The sequence below is a fragment of the Streptosporangium becharense genome, from assembly GCF_014204985.1.
GTDB classification, from domain to species: domain Bacteria; phylum Actinomycetota; class Actinomycetes; order Streptosporangiales; family Streptosporangiaceae; genus Streptosporangium; species Streptosporangium becharense.
In genome coordinates this window covers 2,144,046-2,163,901 of sequence record NZ_JACHMP010000001.1, presented here as the reverse complement: position 1 = coordinate 2,163,901, position 19,856 = coordinate 2,144,046, and the positions used below count along the sequence as shown (strand labels likewise).

Genomic DNA, 19,856 nt, shown 5'->3' with positions numbered 1-19,856 from the left:
CGGAAGGACCCCGAATTGAGTACGGCTCGCGCCAAGCGCACCCCGCCGCCCAGCGGCCTGATCATCGTCGACAAGCCCGCGGGGTGGACCTCGCACGACGTCGTCGCCAAGCTCCGCGGCATCGCGGGCACCCGCCGGGTCGGGCACGCGGGCACCCTGGACCCCATGGCCACCGGTGTGCTGGTGGTCGGGGTGGAGAAGGCCACCCGGCTGCTGGGCCACCTGGCGCTCACCGAGAAGGGTTACGACGCCACGATCCGGCTCGGCGAGTCCACCAACACCGACGACGCCGAGGGCGAGCTCGTCGCGTCGGCGTCGGCCGCCGGTGTCTGCGACGAGGACGTGGCCAAGGGCGTCGCGGCCCTGACCGGGGCGATCATGCAGATCCCGCCGCAGATCAGCGCCATCAAGATCAACGGTGAGCGGGCCTACAAACGGGCCAGGGCGGGGGAGGAGGTCGAGCTCCAGGCGCGGCCGGTGACGGTGTGGGCCTTCGAGGTCACGGACGTGCGCCGGCACGGCGACGTCGTCGACGTGGACGCCTCGGTCCGCTGCTCCAGCGGCACCTACATCCGTTCGCTCGCCCGCGACCTGGGCACCGGCCTGGGCGTCGGAGGTCACCTGACGGCCCTGCGCCGCACCCGGGTGGGCCCCTACGACCTGTCCGGCGCGCGCACCCTGGAGCAGCTCGCCGCGGACTGCGCGATCCTCCCGATGGCCGACGCGGTCGCCGCGGCCTTCCCACGCCGCGACGTGACCGCCGAGGAGGCGGACACCGTCGCGCACGGCGGCCGGCTGCCCGCGCTGGGCCTGAACGGCCCGGTGGGCGTGTTCGGGCCGGACGGCACGTTGCTCGCCCTCATGGAGGAGCAGGGCAGGAGCGCCAGGTCACTGGCCGTCTTCGCACCCTCCTGATCCGGCCGCGCGCGTCGTTTCCCCAGGTCGGCGGATGTGACGCCGCCGAAGGGGCTCCCCGATTCGGGGTAGGGCCACCGAGCATGGCAGGCTTTAGGGGTCGATCCACTACGAGGGGAAGAGGCTGCGGTGCGAGGCTGGCACGGATTGGACGACGTGCCCGAAGACTGGGGCAGGTCCGTCGTCACGATCGGCGTCTTCGACGGTGTTCACCGCGGTCACCAGCAGATGGTGGCCCGTGCCGTGAACATGGCCGCGGATCTCGGGGTGCCCTCGGTGGTGGTGACCTTCGACCCTCACCCGGAGGAGGTCGTACGGCCCGGCACGCACCCGCCCCGGCTGACGACGGCCCGGCACCGGACCGAGCTGCTCGCCGCGCTCGGCGTCGACGCGGTGTGCGTGCTCCCCTTCACGCTGGAGTTCTCCTGGATGACCCCGGACGAGTTCGTGCAGACCGTGCTCGTCGACCGGCTGCACGCCGCCGGGGTGGTGGTGGGGGAGAACTTCCGCTTCGGCCACAAGGCCGCCGGCGACGTGGAGACGCTGCGCACACTCGGTGAGAAGTACGACTTCGTGGCGGAGGCGGTCCCGCTGGTCACCGACGGGGAGACGATCTCCTCCACTCTCATCCGCGAGCAGATCGCCGCCGGTGACATGGAGGCGGTCACCGCGACGCTCGGCCGCCCGCACCGGGTGGAGGGCGTGGTGGTCCGCGGTTACCAGCGTGGGCGGCAGCTCGGCTTCCCGACGGCGAACCTGGAGTCTCCGGAGTTCACCGCGATCCCCGCCGACGGTGTCTACGCGGGCTGGCTGCAGGGCGTGCCGACCGGCAACCTGCCGGCCGCCTACGGTGGCGAGCGCTGGCCCGCGGCGATCTCGGTCGGCACCAACCCGACCTTCGAGGGCGTGCCCCGCACCGTGGAGGCGTACGCCCTCGACCGTGACGACCTCGATCTCTACGGCGCCCACGTGGCCGTCGATTTCGGCCCCCGCCTCCGTGGCAACACCAGGTTCGACTCGATCGAGGCGCTGGTCGCGCAGATCCACGCGGACGTCGAGCAGGTCCGGCGGCTGACGGCCTGATCCATCGGCCGGTGCACCGCGGGGCCCTGAGGTTCCGCGGCGCTGCCGCGCGATGTGCGGACGGGTGAGCGCCGGTGGTAGCCTGGCATGTCAGCTCTGTGGCCGGTGGTCCTGTGATCCCCGGGTGCGGATCTCGCCACGGCGACTGTAGGCACGCATGGTCGCTCGGGCTCTGGAAATCACGCGTGCCCGTAGAAGTCCAAGGAGAGATGTGTCGCTCGACACCGCCGCAAAGAAGCAGATCATCGGTGAGTACGCCAAGGGTGAGACCGACACCGGTTCCCCCGAGGTGCAGGTCGCGCTGCTGAGCAAGCGCATCAGCGAGCTCACCGAGCACCTGAAGCTGCACAAGCACGACCACCACAGCCGCCGTGGCCTGCTGCTTCTCGTCGGCCGCCGTCGCCGGCTGCTGAAGTACCTGCAGAACAAGGACATCGAGCGCTACCGTTCGCTCATCGAGCGGCTCGGCCTGCGCCGATAGATTGTGGGGGAGCGGCGTTCGCGCCGCTCCCTTCTCTCATATGGTCGGGTTTCGGCGCGTCGCGCCGTGTGAAAGCCCGTCCGATGGGCAAACTGAATAGCCGAGAAAGTGCCCCGCGTCCACGAGCAAGCGCGCCCCACGGCGTCAGAGGGCCGGTCCTCGGTAGTGGCCCCCGGTCATCATGGCGTAAGCCATACGGAACCGGGCGCTTCAATCGAAGACCGGCGCTGCACCACGGGGAGCCGGCGACAAGGACGACCCAGGTGCGCACGGTGCGTCTGGGCGGACGCGGGCGACCGAAGTACAAGGAGGTCCCCCGTGGAGGGTGTCCACAGCAGCGAAGCCGTCATCGACAACGGCTCATTCGGCACGCGTACCGTCCGGTTCGAGACCGGTCGTCTCGCGCGTCAGGCGGCGGGTTCCGCCGTCGTCTACCTCGACGACGACACGATGGTCCTGTCCGCGACCACCGCGTCCAAGTCTCCCAAGGAGAACCTCGACTTCTTCCCGCTCACGGTCGACGTCGAGGAGCGGATGTACGCCGCGGGCCGCATCCCCGGCTCCTTCTTCCGGCGTGAGGGCCGTCCCTCCGAGGACGCCATCCTCACCTGCCGCCTGATCGACCGGCCGCTGCGCCCGTCGTTCGTCAAGGGTCTGCGCAACGAGGTCCAGGTCGTCGCCACCGTCATGGCGCTCCATCCCGAGCACCTGTACGACGTGGTCGCCATCAACGCCGCGTCCCTGTCCACCCAGCTGGCCGGGCTGCCCTTCTCCGGCCCGATCGGCGGCGTGCGCGTCGCGCTGATCGAGGGTCAGTGGGTCGCCTTCCCGACCCACGCCGAGCTGGCCAGGGCCACCTTCGACATGGTGGTGGCCGGCCGCGTGCTGGACGACGGCGACGTCGCGATCATGATGGTCGAGGCGGAGTCCACCCGTGACACGCTCAAGCTCGTCGCGGAAGGCGCCGTGGCGCCCACCGAGGAGACCGTGGGCCAGGGCCTGGAGGCGGCCAAGCCGTTCATCAAGGTGCTGTGCGACGCGCAGTCCAAGATCGCCAAGGTCGCCGCCAAGGAGACCGCCGAGTACCCGGTCTTCCTCGACTACCAGGACGACGTCCTGGACGCCGTCACCAACGCGGTCAAGAGCGAGCTCGCCGCCGCGCTGACCATCGCCGGCAAGCAGGAGCGCGAGGCCGAGCTCGACCGGATCAAGGCGCTGGTCGTCGAGAAGGTCGCCCCCGACTTCGAGGGACGCGAGAAGGAGGTCGGCCCGGCGTTCCGGTCGCTGACCAAGAAGCTCATGCGCGAGCGCGTCATCGCCGAGGGCGTCCGCATCGACGGCCGCGGCGTCAAGGACATCCGGCAGCTGAACGCCGAGGTCCACGTCGTGCCCCGGGTGCACGGCTCCGCCCTGTTCGAGCGCGGCGAGACCCAGATCCTGGGCATCACCACGCTGAACATGCTCCGCATGGAGCAGATGATCGACACGCTCAACCCCGAGCGCACCAAGCGCTACATGCACAACTACAACTTCCCGCCGTACTCCACCGGTGAGACCGGCCGGGTGGGCTCGCCCAAGCGCCGCGAGATCGGTCACGGCGCGCTGGCCGAGCGGGCGCTCATCCCGGTCCTGCCCAGCCGCGAGGAGTTCCCCTACGCGATCCGCCAGGTCTCCGAGGCGCTCGGTTCCAACGGCTCGACCTCCATGGGGTCGGTCTGCGCCTCGACGATGTCGCTGCTGGACGCCGGTGTCCCGCTGAAGGGCATCGTGGCCGGCATCGCGATGGGTCTGATCAACGAGGGCGACCAGTACGTCACGCTGACCGACATCCTCGGTGCCGAGGACGCCATGGGCGACATGGACTTCAAGGTCGCCGGCACCAAGGACGTCATCACCGCGCTCCAGCTCGACACCAAGCTCGACGGCATCCCCGCCTCCGTGCTGGCCGCCGCGCTGAAGCAGGCCAAGGGTGCCCGGCTGGCCATCATCGACGTGATGCAGGAGGCCATCGACTCCCCGGCGGAGATGAACGCGACGGCTCCGCGCATCATCACGATCAAGATCCCGGTTGACAAGATCGGTGAGGTCATCGGCCCGAAGGGCAAGATGATCAACCAGATCCAGGACGACACCGGCGCCGAGATCACCCTCGAGGACGACGGCACCATCTACATCGGTGCCACCGACGGCCCGTCCGCCGAGGCGGCCAGGTCGGCGATCAACGCCATCGCGAACCCGCACATGCCGGAGGTCGGCGAGCGCTACCTGGGCACGGTCGTCAAGATCGCCGCCTTCGGTGCCTTCATCTCCCTCATGCCGGGCAAGGACGGTCTGCTGCACGTCTCCCAGATCCGCAAGCTGCACGGCGGCAAGCGCATCGAGAACGTCGAGGACGTCATGAACGTCGGGGAGAAGATCCAGGTCGAGATCGCCGAGATCGACTCGCGGGGCAAGCTCTCCCTGGTGCCCGTCGAGGTCGTCGAGAAGGAGGCCGCGGCCAAGGCCGAGGCCGGCGACGCGGAGGAGCAGCCCGAGGCCCCCGCCGAGGAGCGTCCCCGCGAGGAGCGGCCCCGCCGCACCCGCGTTCGCAGCCGTGGAGGGGAAGACCGCAACTCGTGATCACCACCACTCTGCATCCCGGCAAGGACGGCGCCGGGGTGGTGCGGCGCACCGTCCTCCCCGGTGGGCTCCGGGTGGTGACCGAGTCCATGCCGACCGTGCGTTCCGTCGCGGTCGGCATGTGGGTCGGCATCGGTTCCAGGGACGAGGCCCCCGAGCACATGGGGGCCTCCCACTTCCTGGAGCACCTGCTGTTCAAGGGCACGCCCACACGGGACGCGCTGGAGATCTCCGCGGCCGTCGAGGGTATCGGCGGTGAGATCAACGCTTTCACCGCCAAGGAGTACACCTGTTACTACGCGCGGGTCCTCGACGAGGACCTGCGAGTGGCGATCGACGTGCTCGCCGACGTGGTGACCTCCTCCGTCATCGACCCCGACGACGTCGAGGCGGAGCGTGGCGTGATCCTGGAGGAGATCGCCATGCACGACGACGATCCCTCGGACGTGGTGCACGAGCAGTTCTCCGCCGAACTGTACGGCGACACCCCCATCGGCCGGCCGATCCTCGGCACGGTCGAGTCGATCACCGCGATCACCCGCGACCGGATCGCCGAGTACTACCGGCGCTACTACCTGCCCACCCACACGGTGGTGTCGGTGGCGGGCAACGTCACCCACGAGCAGGTCGTGGCCATGGTGACCGAGGCGTACGAGCGGGCCGGGGCGTTGGGCGGCGACGCCGCCCCGTTGCCTCCGCGCCTGTCCGGGCCGGGCGTTCCGGCCCGCTCCGGCGCGCGGGTGCTGCACCGGCCGACCGAACAGGCCAACCTGGTCCTCGGCACCACCGCGCTGACCCGCACCGACGAGCGCCGGTTCGCGCTCGGCGTGCTCAACGCGGCGCTCGGCGGCGGTATGTCCTCCCGGCTGTTCCAGGAGATCAGGGAGAAGCGGGGCCTGGCCTACTCGGCCTACTCCTTCACCTCCGCGCACGCCGACACCGGCCAGTTCGGGATCTACGTCGGCTGCCTGCCGTCGAAGATCGACGATGTGCTGAAGATCTGCCGCGAGGAGCTGCTCCGGGTGGTCGCCGACGGCATCACCGAGGAGGAGATCGTCCGGGGCAAGGGCCAGATGCGCGGCGGCCTGGTGCTGGGCCTGGAGGACACCGGCTCCCGGATGTCGCGGATCGGCAAGGGTGAGCTGGTCTTCGACGAGCTGCTCTCGGTCGACGACATCCTGGCCAGGATCGACGCGGTGACCCCGGAGGAGATCTCCGAGGTCGCCCGCGACGTCCTCCGGCGCCCGATGTCCCTGGCGGTCATCGGCCCCTACGAAGACCGGGACTTCACCACGTTCCTGGCTTAGCGGCGCACGGCCGGGTCCCGGCCGTGCCCGCTCCCCCGGGCGGAAGGGCGGAAGCCTCGCCCGGGGGCGAGCCGGGCGGTCCGGCACGGCCCGGCCACGACGGACGGTATACCCTGGGCCCGTGATCAGGGTTGGAGTTCTCGGCGCCCGAGGGCGTGTCGGTATCGAAGTGTGCAAGGCCGTCGAAGCGGCCGGTGACCTGGATCTGGTCGCGGCCGTCGACAAGGACGACCCGATCGAGCGGCTGGAAGGCGCCGAGGTGGTGGTCGACTTCACCCACCCCGACGTCGTCATGGGCAACCTCGAATGGTGCATCTCCCACGGTGTGCACCCGGTGGTCGGCACCACGGGCTTCGACGCCGCGCGCCTGGCGTCGGTCCGGGGCTGGCTGGACGCGAACCCCGGGGTGAACGCGCTGATCGCCCCGAACTTCGGCATCGCCGCCGTGCTCATGATGCACTTCGCCCAGCAGGCCGCCCGCTACTTCGAGTCGGTCGAGATCGTCGAGCTGCACCATCCCAACAAGGCCGACGCGCCTTCCGGCACCGCACGGCGTACGGCCGAGCTGATCGCCGAGGCGCGACGCAAGGCGGGCTCCGCGCCGATGCCCGACGCGACCAGCTCCCAGCTCGACGGGGCCCGCGGCGCCGAGGTCGAGGGGGTCCACGTGCACGCGGTACGCCTGGCCGGGCTCATCGCCCACCAGGAGGTCCTGCTGGGCGGGGACGGTGAGATCCTCACCATCCGCCACGACACCATGAACCGCTCGTCGTTCACGCCCGGCGTGCTGCTGGGTGTGCGCCGTGTCCGTGAGCTGCCTGGTCTGACCGTCGGCCTGGAGCACCTTCTCGACCTCTAGCGTCCACGGCTGCATTCGGATGACTCGGATGAGTCGGGCAGGTCGCTGCTGTATCGTCCGGTCCCATGACGACTACCGGGGTCCGCTGGGCGGAGGCGGAGGAACTGGCCGGGCTGGCGGCGGTGGAGACCGCGGCCGACGGGGTCTTCGCCCAGGTGGGCATCGTCTTCCCCGCGGGCACGACGATGATCGAGGAAGTCGACGATCCGTCGCGTGTTCTCGTCGCGGGGGTTCCGCCGGTCGGGTTCGCCCTGCTCGGCCGGGTCGACGGGCAGGTCCACCTCGACCAGCTCGCCGTCCACCCCGGGCACGGGCGACGGGGGGTCGGCGGGCGCCTGCTGGAGGCCGTCTGCGACCACGCGGCGGCGGTCGGCTCGGCGGCCGTGACGCTGACCACCTTCCGCGACGTGCTCTGGAACGGGCCCTGGTACGCCGAGCGCGGTTTCACCGTTCTCACTCCCGCCGAGTGGGGGCCGGAGATGGCCGAACTGGTCCGCCACGAGCGGGAGCTGGGCATCGAGCTCGCTCCGCGCGTCGTGATGCGCCGCCGTCTCTGACCTCGCGTCCGTCTTCGCCGTCGACCGGTCGCCGGTTGCGCCGGGCCGGGCGAGGTCGCGATGGCCCGGGTGGGATGGAGCGCCTTGGGTGGAGCGGCGGACCGGGTGAGGCGCCGCCTCACCCGAGGCGGCGGTGGCCCGGTCGCGCGGGGGTTCACGAACGGTCCGCGGTGCCGGCCTCCACCGGGCTCATGGCCCCGGACACAAGCGCCTCGACGAGCCAGGAGAAGCTCTCGTCGACGGAGACGTCCAACGCGAACATCCCGGCCGCCTCCAGCGCGCAGAAACCCTGGACGGCGCTGCGGATCCCCCGGGCGGCGTGTACGCGGGAGGACTCGGCGAACGCACCGGTGGCCAGGACGTCGGCGGCGACCGCCGCCGCCTCGTCGGCGGCACGGCGGACCTCGTCGCCGCCGTGGCCGTCGATGGCGAGACCGGTGGCCGCGTAGAGGGCGGGGTGGTCGCGGGCGTAGTCACGCTGGGCGTGGGCCAGGGCACGCAGGGCGTCGGCTCCGGAGCGGCCGGTGGCGGCGCGGCGGCAGCGTTCGGCGATGTCGAGGTGTCCCCTGGCGCAGAGCGCGGCTCGTAGCTCACGCAGGCCACCGGGCAGGTGGACGTACAGGCTGGGGGCGGCCACGCCCAGATGGCGGGCCAACGCGCTGATGGACAGGGCGTCGAGGCCGTGCCGGTCGGCGTAGGCGATCGCAGCGTCGATCGTCGCCTGCCGGGTGAGTCCCTTGCGCATCATTCATCCCTTGCCTATGGGCTGTAGGGCTAATCCTAATACTTGTAGGATTCGCTGCTCCAGGTGAACGTTTGGTTGAATGGCGCCTTCGGGGCGAGCATGGCGATCGCCGTCACTCGGTTCGGGCCGTGCGGGCTGCCCGCCCTTCCTGGCAAATGTCGCAAAAGTACGCGTCGGTCTTAATTTGCCTATAGGCTTAAGGATATATCCTAATGGTAGTAGGAGGGGATTGATGGACGCGCCCGTCGCACCTCTGCCCGCCGCCGGGCTGTCGCCCGGCGGGCCGGCTCGGCTTGCGGGCCGGTCGGCGGCCGGCCTCATCGCGAAGAGCGACCACGTTCGTGCGGTCGTCGTGGATTCCGCCGCCGGTGTGGCCGAATGAACATCTTCAGCGAGTCGAACCCGGCTGAGGAGGGCCACCCCGCCGGGCAGGAGGGGAAACGCGCGCGTCGTCCCCTGGTCCGGGTGTCGGCCGGGTCGGGCGTCATGCGCCTGGCCGTGATGGGGGTCGTCGGGGGGATGCTGGTGGCGGGGCTCGCCCTGCCCGCCGTGGGTGGGGCGGGGGCGATGGTCGTCACCGCGTCGGACCAGCTGAACCTCAGACCGGAGGCTCTGGAGGAGCCGCCGCTGGCGGAGAAGACGACGGTGCTGGACGCCCGGGGTCGGCAGATCGCGCAGTTCTACGAGGAGTACCGCGAGGTCGTGCCGCTCGACAGGGTCTCCGAGGTGATGAAGACGGCGATCATCTCGATCGAGGACTACCGCTTCTACGAGCACGGCCCGATCGACATCGAGGGCACCATCCGGGCCTTCGCCAAGAACCTCTCCTCGGGCGGGGTGGCCCAGGGCGGCTCCAGCATCACCCAGCAGTACGTCAAGCAGGTGCTGCTGAACACCGCCGTCACCCGGGAGGAGAAGGAGAAGGCGCTGGAGGCCAGCTACGCGCGCAAGCTCAACGAGCTGCGCTACGCGATGGCGGTGGAGGAGAAATACACCAAGGACGAGATCCTGGAGAAGTATCTGAACATCGCCTATTTCGGGGCCGGAGCCAACGGTATCGAGGCCGCGGCCAAGCGGTTCTTCGGGGTGCCGGCCGCGGAGCTGGACCTGGCGCAGGCGGCGACACTGGCCGCGGCGGTGCAGTTGCCGATCAACACCGACCCCGAGGGCGGCAGGAAGAACCGGCAGCGGCTGCTGGAGCGGCGCAACGTGGTGCTGGACCGGATGGCGGAGCTCGGCAAGATCTCCCAGCAGGAGGCCGACCAGGCCAAAGCCCGGAAGCTGGGCTACAAGGGCACCCCGCTGCCCGGCGGGTGCACGGCCAGCCCGTATCCCTACTTCTGCATGTACGTGCGCAGCGAGATCCTGCGTAATCCGGCGTTCGGCAAGACCGAGAAGGCCCGTACCCGCTTCCTCAACCGCGGCGGTCTGACGATCAAGACGACGCTGGACCCCCGGATGCAGGCGGCGGCCGAGCGGGCCATCAAGAAGTGGGTGTACGCCTCCGACAACCCGGTCGCCTCCCAGGCCCTGATCCAGCCGGGCACCGGGGCGATCAAGGCGATGGCGGCCAGCCGGAAGTACGGCACCTCCAAGGCCCGCAACGAGATGTCGTACAACGTCGTGGCGGACGCGGCGCACGGCGGAGGGGTGGGGTTCCAGCCCGGCTCGACGTTCAAGACGTTCACGTTGATCACGGCGCTGAAGAAGGGCATGAAGATCAACGATGGTCTCACCGCCGGCGCCGGCTACCGTGCGCCGGGGTATGCGTCGTTCAAGAACTGCAAGGGCGAGAACATCGGCGACCCGACGCACACCGTCACCAACGATGAGGGCAATCCCGGTTTCAAGACGCTGCAGACCGGCACCTGGGGGTCGGTCAACACCTTCTTCCTGGAGTTGGAGCAGCGGGTCGGCCTGTGTGACACCGTGCAGACCGCCAAGTCGCTGGGGATCAAGCGCGCCGACGGGCTGCCGCTGCAGGAGTACGAGACCTTCACCCTCGGCATCAACGAGATGGACCCGGTGACCGTGGCCAACGCCTACGCCGCGATCGGAGCGCGCGGGAAGTACTGCGCGCCGATGGCCATCACCCAGATCGTCGACCGCAACGGCAAGGTGACCGACTACCGGCCCAAGTGCCGGCAGGCGCTGGATCCGGAGGTCGCCGACGCCACGGCGCACATCCTGGCCGGGGTGTTCACCAAGGGCACGATGCGGGCGGTGGGCGGGCTGCCCGGCCGCGACGCCGCGGGCAAGACCGGTACCACCGACAACCAGGCCACCGCCTGGTTCGCCGGGTTCACCCCCGACCTGGCTGGCGCGGTGAGCATCGGCGACCCGCGCGGCTCGCAGAATCACAAGCTCAACGGCGTCACCATCGGCGGCAGGTACTACGGTTCGGTCTTCGGGGCCACCATCCCCGGGCCGATCTGGAAGGACACCATGCTGGCCGCGCTGAAGGGGGTGAAGGCCACGCCCTTCACCCCGATCAACGCCGCGCGCTTCGGCGGCTGCGGGCAGGGCTGCGCACCCGTGCGTCCGCCGCGGAGCGACGAGGGGGGCGACGACGGCGACCGTGGGGACAACAGGGGCAACGGCCGTGGCGGCAACAGAGGAAACGGCCGGGGCGGTGACAACAACGTGATCCAGGGGCCGCAGGACCGATAGCCCCTCGGGACCGCGTGCTGCGGGGAGACGCCGGGCCGGAGATCCGCATCGCCGATCTCCGGCCCGGCACGCGACTCCTCGACTTCACCACCGCTACAAAAATCTCAGCGACGAGGAAGAAGCCTCACCGATTCCGAGATCTCCTCAACCACCGGAGCGACGTGCTCTACATGGAAAACGCCCTGGTCCTGAGCCGAATGACCTGGAGAGGCACTCGGGAACCCAGAGGTTATTCCTTAGTATGGGTGCGGTAGAAACGCACCGCACTGGGTCGCAGACCTGACAGAACCCAAACTCTTTCCGGTCACCCAGCGGCACCAGCCGAGGTAAACGCCTCCATCCTCGTCCTCTGCCGATTCGGTCCCGTGGACTGTTCGGCAGTAGAGCGCCGAAACCCGCCCTCTCCGAGAGGCATAACAGGCCGCATCGGACCCTCACGAACCCCGGGGGCCCGGCCGCGGACCGCTTGCGAAAAACCAGGCCAGGGTCATATCCGCCCGGTTTTTCGCGAGTACTACGGGGACCCCTCGTAGCGGCCATCAACGAGTGGCTGTGATCGGCACCTCCACGGGGGTCCTACGCGACCCTGACCACGTACTTGCCCCGGACGCCGCCCGCCTCCAGCGCCCAGTGGGCCGCTGCGGTCTCCTCCAGGGGGAAGACCGTGTCCACCGCGGGGCTCAGCTTGCCCTCGACCACATGACGGGCGAGATCGTCCAAGTGCCCCTGCGTGGGGTTGCCGCTGAAGAAGCGCACCCGGCCACGTCCGTGGATCGCGCTGGCCGCGAGGTAGCCGAGCGATGCCGCGGGCCGTTCCAGGTCGAAGGCGATGGTGACCATGCGCCCGCCAGGATTCAGTAGGCGCCGGAAGGTCCGCAGGTCGGTCCCCGCGGTGTCCAGGACCACGTCGAAGCGGCCCAGTTCCGCCGGGCGGACGCCCCGGTGGTCGACGGCCTTGTGCGCGCCGAGCCCGCGGACGAAGTCGAGGTTGGCTGCACGGGCGAGGGCCGTGACCTCGGCGCCGTACGCCCGTCCGAGCTGGACGGCGGCGTTGCCGACGCCGCCCGCCGCGCCCCGGACGAGGAGTCGTTCGCCGGAGCGCAGCCCGGCTTTGTCCCGTAGGGCGGTGACGGCCGTGGTGGCCACCGGCAGCGCGGCAGCGTCCACCAGATCCAGCCCGTCAGGGACCAGGCCGATCCGCTCGGCAGGCACGGTCACGTACTCGGCGGCGCTGCCGAACCCGGAGGTGCGGCCCAAGACCCCCCATACGCGGTCGCCGCCCGCGAGCCGTGTGACTCCGGCCCCCAATGCGGCGACCTCGCCGGTGAAGTCCAAGCCGACACGCTGGGGGAATTTCCGGCCGGTCACGAGGCGGACGCGGCCGGCTCGGGCTGCCAGTTCTCCGCCGTTGACGCTGAACGCGTGCACCTTCACCAGTACCTCGCCGGCGGCCGGCTCGGGGCGTGGCACGCGGCCCAGGTACAGCACATCGGGGCCGCCGTAGCGGTCGTAGAGCACAGCTTTCATCATGCGGTCGTTCATCGTTCTGCCTTTGCCGCCGGTCGTCGTACAAGGAACCAACACCGACGGTAGGCTCCTAAGTGGATGCAATCGTCCGTTTTGACCCGAAGCGAGAGGCAGTGATGGTGGAATCCTCTCGGATCGCAGCCCAAGGCGGGCTGCGGGCCGACGCCCGGCGCAATCGGGAGCGCGTCCTCGCCGCCGCCCGCGTGGTCTTCGCGGAGTACGGGATCGACGCCCCGATGGCGACCGTGGCGCGTCGGGCCGGAGTTGGCGTGGCGACGCTGTATCGGCATTTCCCGACCCGGGACGCCCTGGTGCGGGGCGCGTTCGCGCAGCAGATGGACACCTGTGTGCGAGCGCTCACCGAGGCTCTGGCCGCCCCTGACCCGTGGCAGGGATTCCAGCAGTTGATCGAGACGGTCTGCGCTCTGCAACGGGAGGAACGCGGGTTCCCGGCCGCGTTCGTCGCGGCCTTCCCGGAAAGCACGTCGCAACACGCGCAGTCTCGGCAACGAGCCGAGCGGGGCTTCGCAACCCTGGTACGCAGGGCTCAGGCGTCGGGCGCTCTGCGGGCCGATTTTCACCCTTCCGATCTCGCCGTGGTCCTGTTGGCACACTGTGGTCTGGTGACCGCCCTACCGGGCGACGATGCAGCGTCCCGGCGCCTGGTGGCCTACCTGCTCCAGTCGTTCCGCGCCGACACGGCCAACGAGCCGCTGCCTGCGCCGACTGGACTGACACTGCGCAGTCTCCCGCTTGCAGCTGACAGTTCCCAGCGGCAGCGAGCCCCCAGAGCCTGAAGGGCATCGCGGCCGGCGAGCACACCGAGCGCTCCCTGATTCTCGATCTGGCCCTGGCCCTGTCCGAGGACCAGCGCCGCGACATCGTCCGCAAGACCAAGGACGGCCTGGAGGCGGCCCGCCGCCGCGGCCGGGTCGGCGGCCGCCGACCCGTGGTCGACGACGACAAACGCGCCGCCATCCTCGCCCGCCGCCAGCGCGGGGAATCCATCCGCACCATCGCCGCCGGCGTCAAGGTCTCCGTCGGCGTCGTCCACAAGACCCTCGCAGACGCCAAGGATTCGTAGACCGCCCCGGCAGCCACCCGGACCGGAACGGCGAGTGGCGGTAAGTCGCGCCCCGACGCCTCGCTAACGCCACTGACCGTTCCATTGCTGCTCGACCCCCGATCCCGGTCCGCGGCGGAGGTGAGCACTTCCGTTCCGCCGCGGTCCTGCCGGAGGGGTGTCCTCCGATGCTGTGCGACACCGGGACGAACACCGGCCCGGCCGAGGGTTTCCTTTGATGCGCTGCGATACCGGGACGAACCTCCACCGGAAGCGGAGCGCCAGACCGAAACGGTCCAGCGTCGGACGGGCTCCCGGGCGTCAGAGCGCCAGGCCGACGGTGAACAGCAGGCCGTACACGAGTTGGAAGCGGCCCGTCTGCTGGAGTGTGGCGATGAGGGCGGGGCCGGTGGCGCCGCCCATGACGGCCGTGACGGGCGCGACGGCGAGCGGGGCTGAGAGCAGGGCCAGCGCGGCGAACGGCTGCCACGGCACGACGGCCAGGGCGACGGCGAGCGGCACCGTCAGGCAGAGGACGTACAGCAGCCGCGTGCGGCGCTCACCCAGCACCACGGCCAGGGTGCGTTTGCCCGCCGGGCCGTCGGTCACGATGTCACGCAGGTTGTTGATCACCAGCATCGCGCACGCCAGCAGGCCCACGGGGACCGCCGCCGCGACCGCGAGCCAGGGGAGCCATTCGAGCTGGACATACGTGGTGCCCGCCACGGCGACCAGCCCGAAGAACACGAACACCGAGATCTCACCGAGAGCGCGGTAACCGTACGGCGTGGAGCCGCCGGTGTAGAACCAGGCCGCGGCGATGGACACCGCGCCGACCAGCAGCAGCCACCACGCCCGGGTGGCCACCACCAGCACCAGGCCCGCCACCGCGGCGGCCAGGAAACAGGACAGGGCGGCGGTGAGAACCTGGCGGGGCGGTGCGGCACTCGAGCCGACCAGGCGCATCGGGCCGACCCGGTCGTCGTCGGTGCCGCGCACTCCGTCGCTGTAGTCATTGGAGTAGTTGACGCCCACCTGGAGGGCGAGCGCCACGAAGAGCGCCAGCAGGGCCCTCCACCAGACCGCCCCGCCGTATCCGATCGCCACCCCGGTGCCGACGGCGACGGGGACGACGGCGGCAGGGAGGGTGCGCGGACGCGCTCCGGCGATCCACTGGCTCGGGGTGGCCATGGTGTTGCGGTGTTTCCTCTCCGGGACTAGCTGATGTCGGTCGCCAGGCGGACCATCCGCACCGTGCGGCCCATGTCGATGACCCGCTCGGCCCCGTCGTCACCCCACCCGGCCGACTCCAGGAAGCCGAGAAGCGGGTAGTTGTCGGCGAAGGCCCAGGTCACGACCGTACGGTAGCCGTCTTCACGCAGGTAGTCGACCGTGGCGTTCAGCAGCCGGCTGCCGTGGCCCCGCCGGACGTGGTCGGGGTCGATCAGGAACGTGAGCATCTCGCCGGTGGTGGTCGGGTCGAGGTCGGGGTCTTCCGCCGGAGCGTGCGAGGCCAGGCCCACCACCTTCTCCGCACCTTGCATCGCCGCCATGGCCTCGATGCCGCCCGGGCCGAGCGCGGGGAAGGCATCGGTGTCGAGGACGACCTGCTCGACGGCGACGAGCACCCGGTGCCGGGAGCTGGGCGGGGAGGTTATCGCGTCCTCCCACTGGAGCCGCCACATTCTCTCGGCCGCCGGGCCGGTCATCTGGTCCAGCGGTCCTTCGGGAAGGAAATCCCGGTAGCCGTATCTCCACGCGCGGATCTGGGTGCTCGTCACCGCGGCGACATCCTCGTGCCGAGCCGCCCGCACGCCTACGTCTGCCATCTCGGCCCGCTCCTTATCTGCCGTCTGCCGTCGCCTCGGAACGCGCTGTCTCGCGGATCTCGTGCCACGCGAGCGGGCATCAGGCGGGTGGATCCGTGAGGCAGGCCCTTACACCGTATCGGGGAATCCGACTCAGAGACGACGCGAACCCGTCTCCGCCTGCCGTCGAGCCCGATATGCCCGTGTCTTCGTCCGGTTGCCGCAGACTCTCATGGAGCACCACGACCGCGAACGGTTCTTCGACGAGTCGACGAACGCCCATTGGCAGGTGCTCTCGGTGCACACCTTCAGCCGCGGCCAGACGCCGTCGGCGCGGGTGCTCACGACGGCGGCGACGATCCCGGCCAGCCCTCCGCGCACCCCGTCCTCGACGGGCTCCAGCACCGGTCCGCCGGGGGTCAGCGCGACCCGCAAGGGAAGCGCGGCGAACACCCGCGCCGCCTCCGGAACCTCGGGTGGAGCCGCGTGTCCGCCGTGCGCTCCGTTCCCGCCGGGCCCCGCGTCGTCCGGGTCGCGATCGCCCGCCGCGGGGTCGCCCTGGTCGCGTATGCCCGGACCGCGGTTGTCGTGGTTGTGGCGGAGTGCCGAGCGGAGGCTCTCGCGAAGCGCGACGGCCGTCGTCAGGTCGCCCTCGCCGGCCGTTTCACCCGGCCCGATCAGACCTCGTCCGCCGAGCCACGCGACCAGCGCGGCCGGGGTGGGGATCGTGTCGGTGCCGCTCTCGACGTCGTAGGTGTTCACGAAGTCGATCACCAGGTCCGAGGGGTTGTCCATGTTCTCGCTCACCTCTTCGCAACCACTGTATGCCATTAGGAGGTTGTATTCAGCTCGACACCTTCATAGTGTTTTCAGTGGTGTCTCCAAGGGGTCGACATGTGCTACCTGGCCTGTCTCGCGATCCGGGAAAGCCGGAAACGCGGGCCGGATCAGGGGAAAGGTCATGATCGTGTTCAGCGCGCCGGGCGCTGTCCGAGCGCGGCGGAGGTCAGGATCCGTCCAGGGCCGTCGCGAGGCGGCGGACGCCCTCGACCAGCTCCGCCACGTGGATCGGAGCCGAGTGGGTCACCCGGATGCGCGGCCCCGGAGGTTCGGCCGGGTAGTAGATGCGTCCGGGGCTCACCAGGACGCCCGCCAGCCGAGCGGCCTCCACCACGGCGTCCTCGTCCCGGTCGGCCGGGAGCCGTAACCACATGTGCAGGCCGCCCCGGGGAATGAGATGGATCTCGGCGGCGGGCACCCGGGCGGTCAGGGCGGCGGCGAGCGCGTCTCTGCGGACGGTCAGCTCGGTGCCCAACGTGGCCAGGTGGCGCCGCCAGGCGGAGGAGCTGATGAACTCCAGCGCCGCCTCCTGCAGCGGTCTGGCGACGAAGGACGACTCCACGACCTGGCTCGCCCGCAGCCGTCGCGCGACCGGGCCCCGGGCGACGACCCCGGCGATCCGCATGCTGGGAGACAGGGCCTTGGTCAACGAGTTGATGTGCACGACCGTGCCGTGGCCGTCCAGCGAGATCATCGGGGGCGGCGCGGGGGCTGCGGTGAAGTAGCGGGCGTAGTCGTCCTCGATCACGAACGCCCCCGCGGCGCGGGCGATCGCCAGCACCTGTCGGCGCCGTTCGAGGCTGAGGGTCGCCCCGGTGGGGTTGTGCAGGGTCGGCTGGCAGTAGAAGACCCGGGCGCCGGTGACGGCGAACGCCTCCGCCAGGAGCTCCGGCCGCACTCCGTCACGGTCCACCGGCACCGCCGTCGCCCGGAGCCCGGCGGCGCGTGCCGAGGCCAGCGCGCCCGGGTAGGTGGGGGTCTCGACGAGTATGGGGGTGCCCGGGGCGGCGATCGCACGGAAGGTGTGGGTGAGCGCGGCCTGCCCACCGTTGACGACCAGCGCGTCCGCCGGGGTGACGTCGCCGCCGAGCTCCTGCGCGAACCACCTGCGCAGTTCGGGGAGACCGGTCAGCGGCGGCGCCGCCCACGCGTCGGGGCGGCGCAGTGCCCGGGAGGCGGCGCCCGACAACGCCTTCGACGGCCGCAGGGCCGGATTGAGATAGCCCCCCGTGAGCGGGATGACCCCGTCGGGCGGGGGCGTCAGCAGGCCGATCATCTCGGTGTCGTCCACCACCCGGTCGCCGAGCGCCACCGTCTGCCAGGACAGGTCGGCCGCGTCGTCGCGCCGCGTGACCGCGGGGGCGACGTACGCCCCGCTGCCCGGCTTCGTGATCACCAGTCCTTCGGCGGCGAGTTGCCCGAGCGCCCGGGAGACGGTCACCGGGCTCACGTTGTGCGTCCGGACCAGCTCGCGGCTTGACGGCAGCCTGTCGCCGGGACGCAGCCGCCGCGTCTCCTCACGCAGGATGGCGGCCAACCGGACGATACTGCTATCGTCATTCATGAGAGATAAGAATAGCGCTATCGCTCCGGATCGAGTAGCGGTCGCGGACGGCGAGACTCCGTCCGCCGGACGCGGGCCCGTGATCTCTCCGGGCGGGCGGACGGCGAACCCTGCGGGCACCGCGTGGCGGGGCACGCTCCTGGCAGGGCTCGGAGTGCTGGCGTTCTCGGGCTCGTTCCCCGCGACGATCTTCGCGATGGAGGGCTTCGACCCCTACCTCGTGGCGTTCGGGCGGGCCGTGATCGCCGCGGTCGCGGCGGTGGCGTTCCTGCTCGTGGCCAGAGCGCCGCTGCTGCCGCCCAGATCCCAGCTCCGGTCGTATCTCGCCATCGGGGCCGGGGTGGCGCTCGGTTTCCCCCTTCTCAGCGGCGTGGCGCTCGACGCCGGGGCGAGCGCCGCACACTCCGCCGTGGTGATCGGGTTGCTGCCCGCGGCCACCGCGGTCTGCGCCGTGGCGCGGGCGGGGGAGCGGCCCCGGCCGCTGTTCTGGGTGGCCTGCGGGCTCGGCGCGATGTCGATCACGATCTTCACCCTCGGTGCGGGCGACGGCCACATCACCGGAGCCGACCTGCTGCTCGTCGGCGCATTGCTGTCGGCCGCCGTCGGATACACCGAGGGCGGGCGCCTGGCCCGTGAGACCCCCGGGTGGCGGGTGATCTCCTACGCCCTGGTCGTCGTCGCCCCGCTGACCGTGCCGGTCACCGCGGTACTGGCGCTGACCACCGGCATGCGGCCGGACGCCGTGTCGCTGGCCGGGTTCGCCTACGCCGGCCTGGTCTCGATGTTCCTCGGCTTCATCCCCTGGTACGCGGGCATGGCCATCGGCGGGATCGCGCGCGCCGGGCAGACCCAGCTCGTCCAGCCGTTGCTGACGCTGCTGTGGGCCTGGCTCCTGCTCGGCGAGAGGTTCGGCCCGGCCACGGTCGTCGCGGCACTGGTCGTCCTCGCGTGCGTCGCCCTGACGCAGCGGACGCGCTCGGCGGTTCCGGCGGGACGCCTCCGCTCCGGCACGCCGGAGCGGCGTGTCTCCTCCGGCACGCCGACGTAGCGGTCTCCGGAACCCCGACATGTGCATACTTGCGGAGCTCCGGTACGACGATCGTGCTCTGGAATCCTTCATCACCTAACAGAAATGTCGCAACCTGGTCATTCTGGAGTTTTGCTCCGGCAGGTGAGTCGGTCGACAATGGGGGCCGGAACGCCGACCTCCTCCGCCACCCGGTCGCGAAGGCCCGGTACGGCCGGTGGAGGCCCTCCAGTGACGTTGGGAGACATGTCGTGGGTGTGAGCCTGGCGGTGGGAGACGTGGTCGGGGACTTCGAGCTTCTCGACGAGACGGGGACGCCGCGGCGGCTCACCGACTTCCTGGCCAAAGGACCGGTGGTGCTGTTCTTCTACCCGGCCGCCATGACGTCCGGGTGTACGGCGGAGAGCTGCCACTTTCGGAACCTGGCCGCCGACTTCGCCGAGGTCGGCGCGAGCAGGATCGGGATCAGCCGCGACAGGGTCGAGCGCCAGGCAAGGTTCGCCGAGTCCAACCAGTTGGGCTTCCCGCTGCTGTCCGACCCGGACGGCACCGTCGCCCGCCGCTTCGGCGCCCGTCGCGCCATCGCGGTGGGGCCGTTCCTCACCCGCCGGATGACCTTCGTCATCGACGTGGACCGCAGCATCCTGGCCGTGATCCACAGCGAGAGCGCGATGGAGGCCCACGCCGACCGAGCCCTGGAGGTCCTCCGCTCCCGTCCCTACCCCTGACCCGGACGCGAGGGCCGCCGCCCACCGGGACGCCCGGTCATGTGCCCGCCGGCCGCGGTGCTC

General features: G+C 70.6%; 19 protein-coding genes. 13 read left to right on the top strand and 6 right to left on the bottom strand.

The genetic code is table 11. From position 1 onward, the window contains the following. Window positions 1-15 precede the first annotated feature (15 nt). The 7 genes from truB (at window position 16) to F4562_RS09275 (ending at window position 7,821) form a co-directional block, all read left to right on the top strand. Complete coding sequence (gene truB / locus F4562_RS09305) at window positions 16-915, top strand: tRNA pseudouridine(55) synthase TruB (RefSeq protein WP_184542624.1); 900 nt, start codon at window positions 16-18, stop codon at window positions 913-915. 129 nt (window positions 916-1,044) lie between these two features. Continuing rightward, a complete protein-coding gene (locus tag F4562_RS09300; RefSeq protein WP_184542622.1) occupies window positions 1,045-1,998 on the top strand; it encodes a bifunctional riboflavin kinase/FAD synthetase in 954 nt (317 codons plus the stop codon). A 211-nt stretch (window positions 1,999-2,209) separates the two neighbouring features. After that, window positions 2,210-2,479, top strand: a complete 270-nt coding sequence (rpsO, locus tag F4562_RS09295) for a 30S ribosomal protein S15 (RefSeq protein WP_184542620.1) — start codon at window positions 2,210-2,212, stop codon at window positions 2,477-2,479. A gap of 318 nt (window positions 2,480-2,797) precedes the next feature. After that, window positions 2,798-5,098, top strand: a complete 2,301-nt coding sequence (locus F4562_RS09290; protein WP_184542618.1) for a polyribonucleotide nucleotidyltransferase — start codon at window positions 2,798-2,800, stop codon at window positions 5,096-5,098. Further along, window positions 5,098-6,405: a M16 family metallopeptidase gene (locus F4562_RS09285; RefSeq protein WP_184542820.1), complete on the top strand. Its 1,308-nt coding sequence runs from the start codon at window positions 5,098-5,100 to the stop codon at window positions 6,403-6,405. Before F4562_RS09290 ends, F4562_RS09285 begins: the two co-directional genes overlap by 1 nt. A 121-nt stretch (window positions 6,406-6,526) precedes the next feature. Beyond that, the gene (gene dapB / locus F4562_RS09280) at window positions 6,527-7,264 is read left to right on the top strand and encodes a 4-hydroxy-tetrahydrodipicolinate reductase (protein WP_184542616.1); all 738 of its coding nucleotides are present in this window, start codon (window positions 6,527-6,529) and stop codon (window positions 7,262-7,264) included. A 65-nt stretch (window positions 7,265-7,329) separates the two neighbouring features. Then, window positions 7,330-7,821: a GNAT family N-acetyltransferase gene (locus tag F4562_RS09275; RefSeq protein WP_184542614.1), complete on the top strand. Its 492-nt coding sequence runs from the start codon at window positions 7,330-7,332 to the stop codon at window positions 7,819-7,821. Between the two features lie 154 nt (window positions 7,822-7,975). On the opposite strand, the gene F4562_RS09270 is transcribed toward F4562_RS09275, so the two are convergent. Beyond that, window positions 7,976-8,566, bottom strand: coding sequence for a TetR/AcrR family transcriptional regulator (locus F4562_RS09270; protein WP_184542612.1), 591 nt, complete (start codon window positions 8,564-8,566; stop codon window positions 7,976-7,978). 232 nt (window positions 8,567-8,798) lie between these two features. On the opposite strand from F4562_RS09270, the gene F4562_RS09265 reads away from it, so the two are divergent. Then, window positions 8,799-8,948, top strand: coding sequence for a hypothetical protein (locus F4562_RS09265; RefSeq protein WP_184542610.1), 150 nt, complete (start codon window positions 8,799-8,801; stop codon window positions 8,946-8,948). Further along, window positions 8,945-11,236 (top strand): transglycosylase domain-containing protein, encoded by a 2,292-nt coding sequence (locus F4562_RS09260; RefSeq protein ID WP_311734036.1) that lies wholly within the window; start codon window positions 8,945-8,947, stop codon window positions 11,234-11,236. The genes F4562_RS09265 and F4562_RS09260 overlap by 4 nt, the downstream gene beginning before the upstream one ends. Window positions 11,237-11,812: 576 nt before the next feature. Here the strand turns inward: F4562_RS09260 and F4562_RS09255 are convergent. After that, window positions 11,813-12,778: an NAD(P)-dependent alcohol dehydrogenase gene (locus F4562_RS09255; protein ID WP_184542608.1), complete on the bottom strand. Its 966-nt coding sequence runs from the start codon at window positions 12,776-12,778 to the stop codon at window positions 11,813-11,815. Window positions 12,779-12,837: 59 nt separating this feature from the next. On the opposite strand from F4562_RS09255, the gene F4562_RS09250 reads away from it, so the two are divergent. After that, entirely contained in the window at window positions 12,838-13,560 is a 723-nt protein-coding gene (locus tag F4562_RS09250; RefSeq protein WP_311734035.1) for a TetR/AcrR family transcriptional regulator, read from the top strand. A 152-nt stretch (window positions 13,561-13,712) separates the two neighbouring features. Beyond that, entirely contained in the window at window positions 13,713-13,847 is a 135-nt protein-coding gene (locus F4562_RS35735) for a hypothetical protein (RefSeq protein ID WP_260315990.1), read from the top strand. A gap of 300 nt (window positions 13,848-14,147) precedes the next feature. Here F4562_RS35735 and F4562_RS09240 read toward each other — a convergent pair whose 3' ends face one another. The 4 genes from F4562_RS09240 to F4562_RS09225 form a co-directional block, all read right to left on the bottom strand. After that, the gene (locus F4562_RS09240) at window positions 14,148-15,017 is read right to left on the bottom strand and encodes a 1,4-dihydroxy-2-naphthoate polyprenyltransferase (protein ID WP_184542606.1); all 870 of its coding nucleotides are present in this window, start codon (window positions 15,015-15,017) and stop codon (window positions 14,148-14,150) included. 26 nt (window positions 15,018-15,043) lie between these two features. After that, window positions 15,044-15,655 carry a GNAT family N-acetyltransferase gene (locus F4562_RS09235; protein ID WP_184542604.1) on the bottom strand — a complete coding sequence of 204 codons (612 nt, stop codon included), beginning with the start codon at window positions 15,653-15,655 and terminating at the stop codon, window positions 15,044-15,046. 132 nt (window positions 15,656-15,787) lie between these two features. Beyond that, the gene (locus F4562_RS09230) at window positions 15,788-16,429 is read right to left on the bottom strand and encodes a CGNR zinc finger domain-containing protein (RefSeq protein WP_184542814.1); all 642 of its coding nucleotides are present in this window, start codon (window positions 16,427-16,429) and stop codon (window positions 15,788-15,790) included. Between the two features lie 211 nt (window positions 16,430-16,640). Further along, a complete protein-coding gene (locus F4562_RS09225; RefSeq protein ID WP_184542602.1) occupies window positions 16,641-18,038 on the bottom strand; it encodes an aminotransferase-like domain-containing protein in 1,398 nt (465 codons plus the stop codon). A 79-nt stretch (window positions 18,039-18,117) separates the two neighbouring features. On the opposite strand from F4562_RS09225, the gene F4562_RS09220 reads away from it, so the two are divergent. Beyond that, window positions 18,118-19,086, top strand: a complete 969-nt coding sequence (locus F4562_RS09220) for a DMT family transporter (protein ID WP_311734034.1) — start codon at window positions 18,118-18,120, stop codon at window positions 19,084-19,086. A gap of 230 nt (window positions 19,087-19,316) precedes the next feature. Next, entirely contained in the window at window positions 19,317-19,793 is a 477-nt protein-coding gene (locus F4562_RS09215) for a peroxiredoxin (RefSeq protein ID WP_311734033.1), read from the top strand. The last annotated feature ends 63 nt before the right edge of the window (window positions 19,794-19,856 follow it).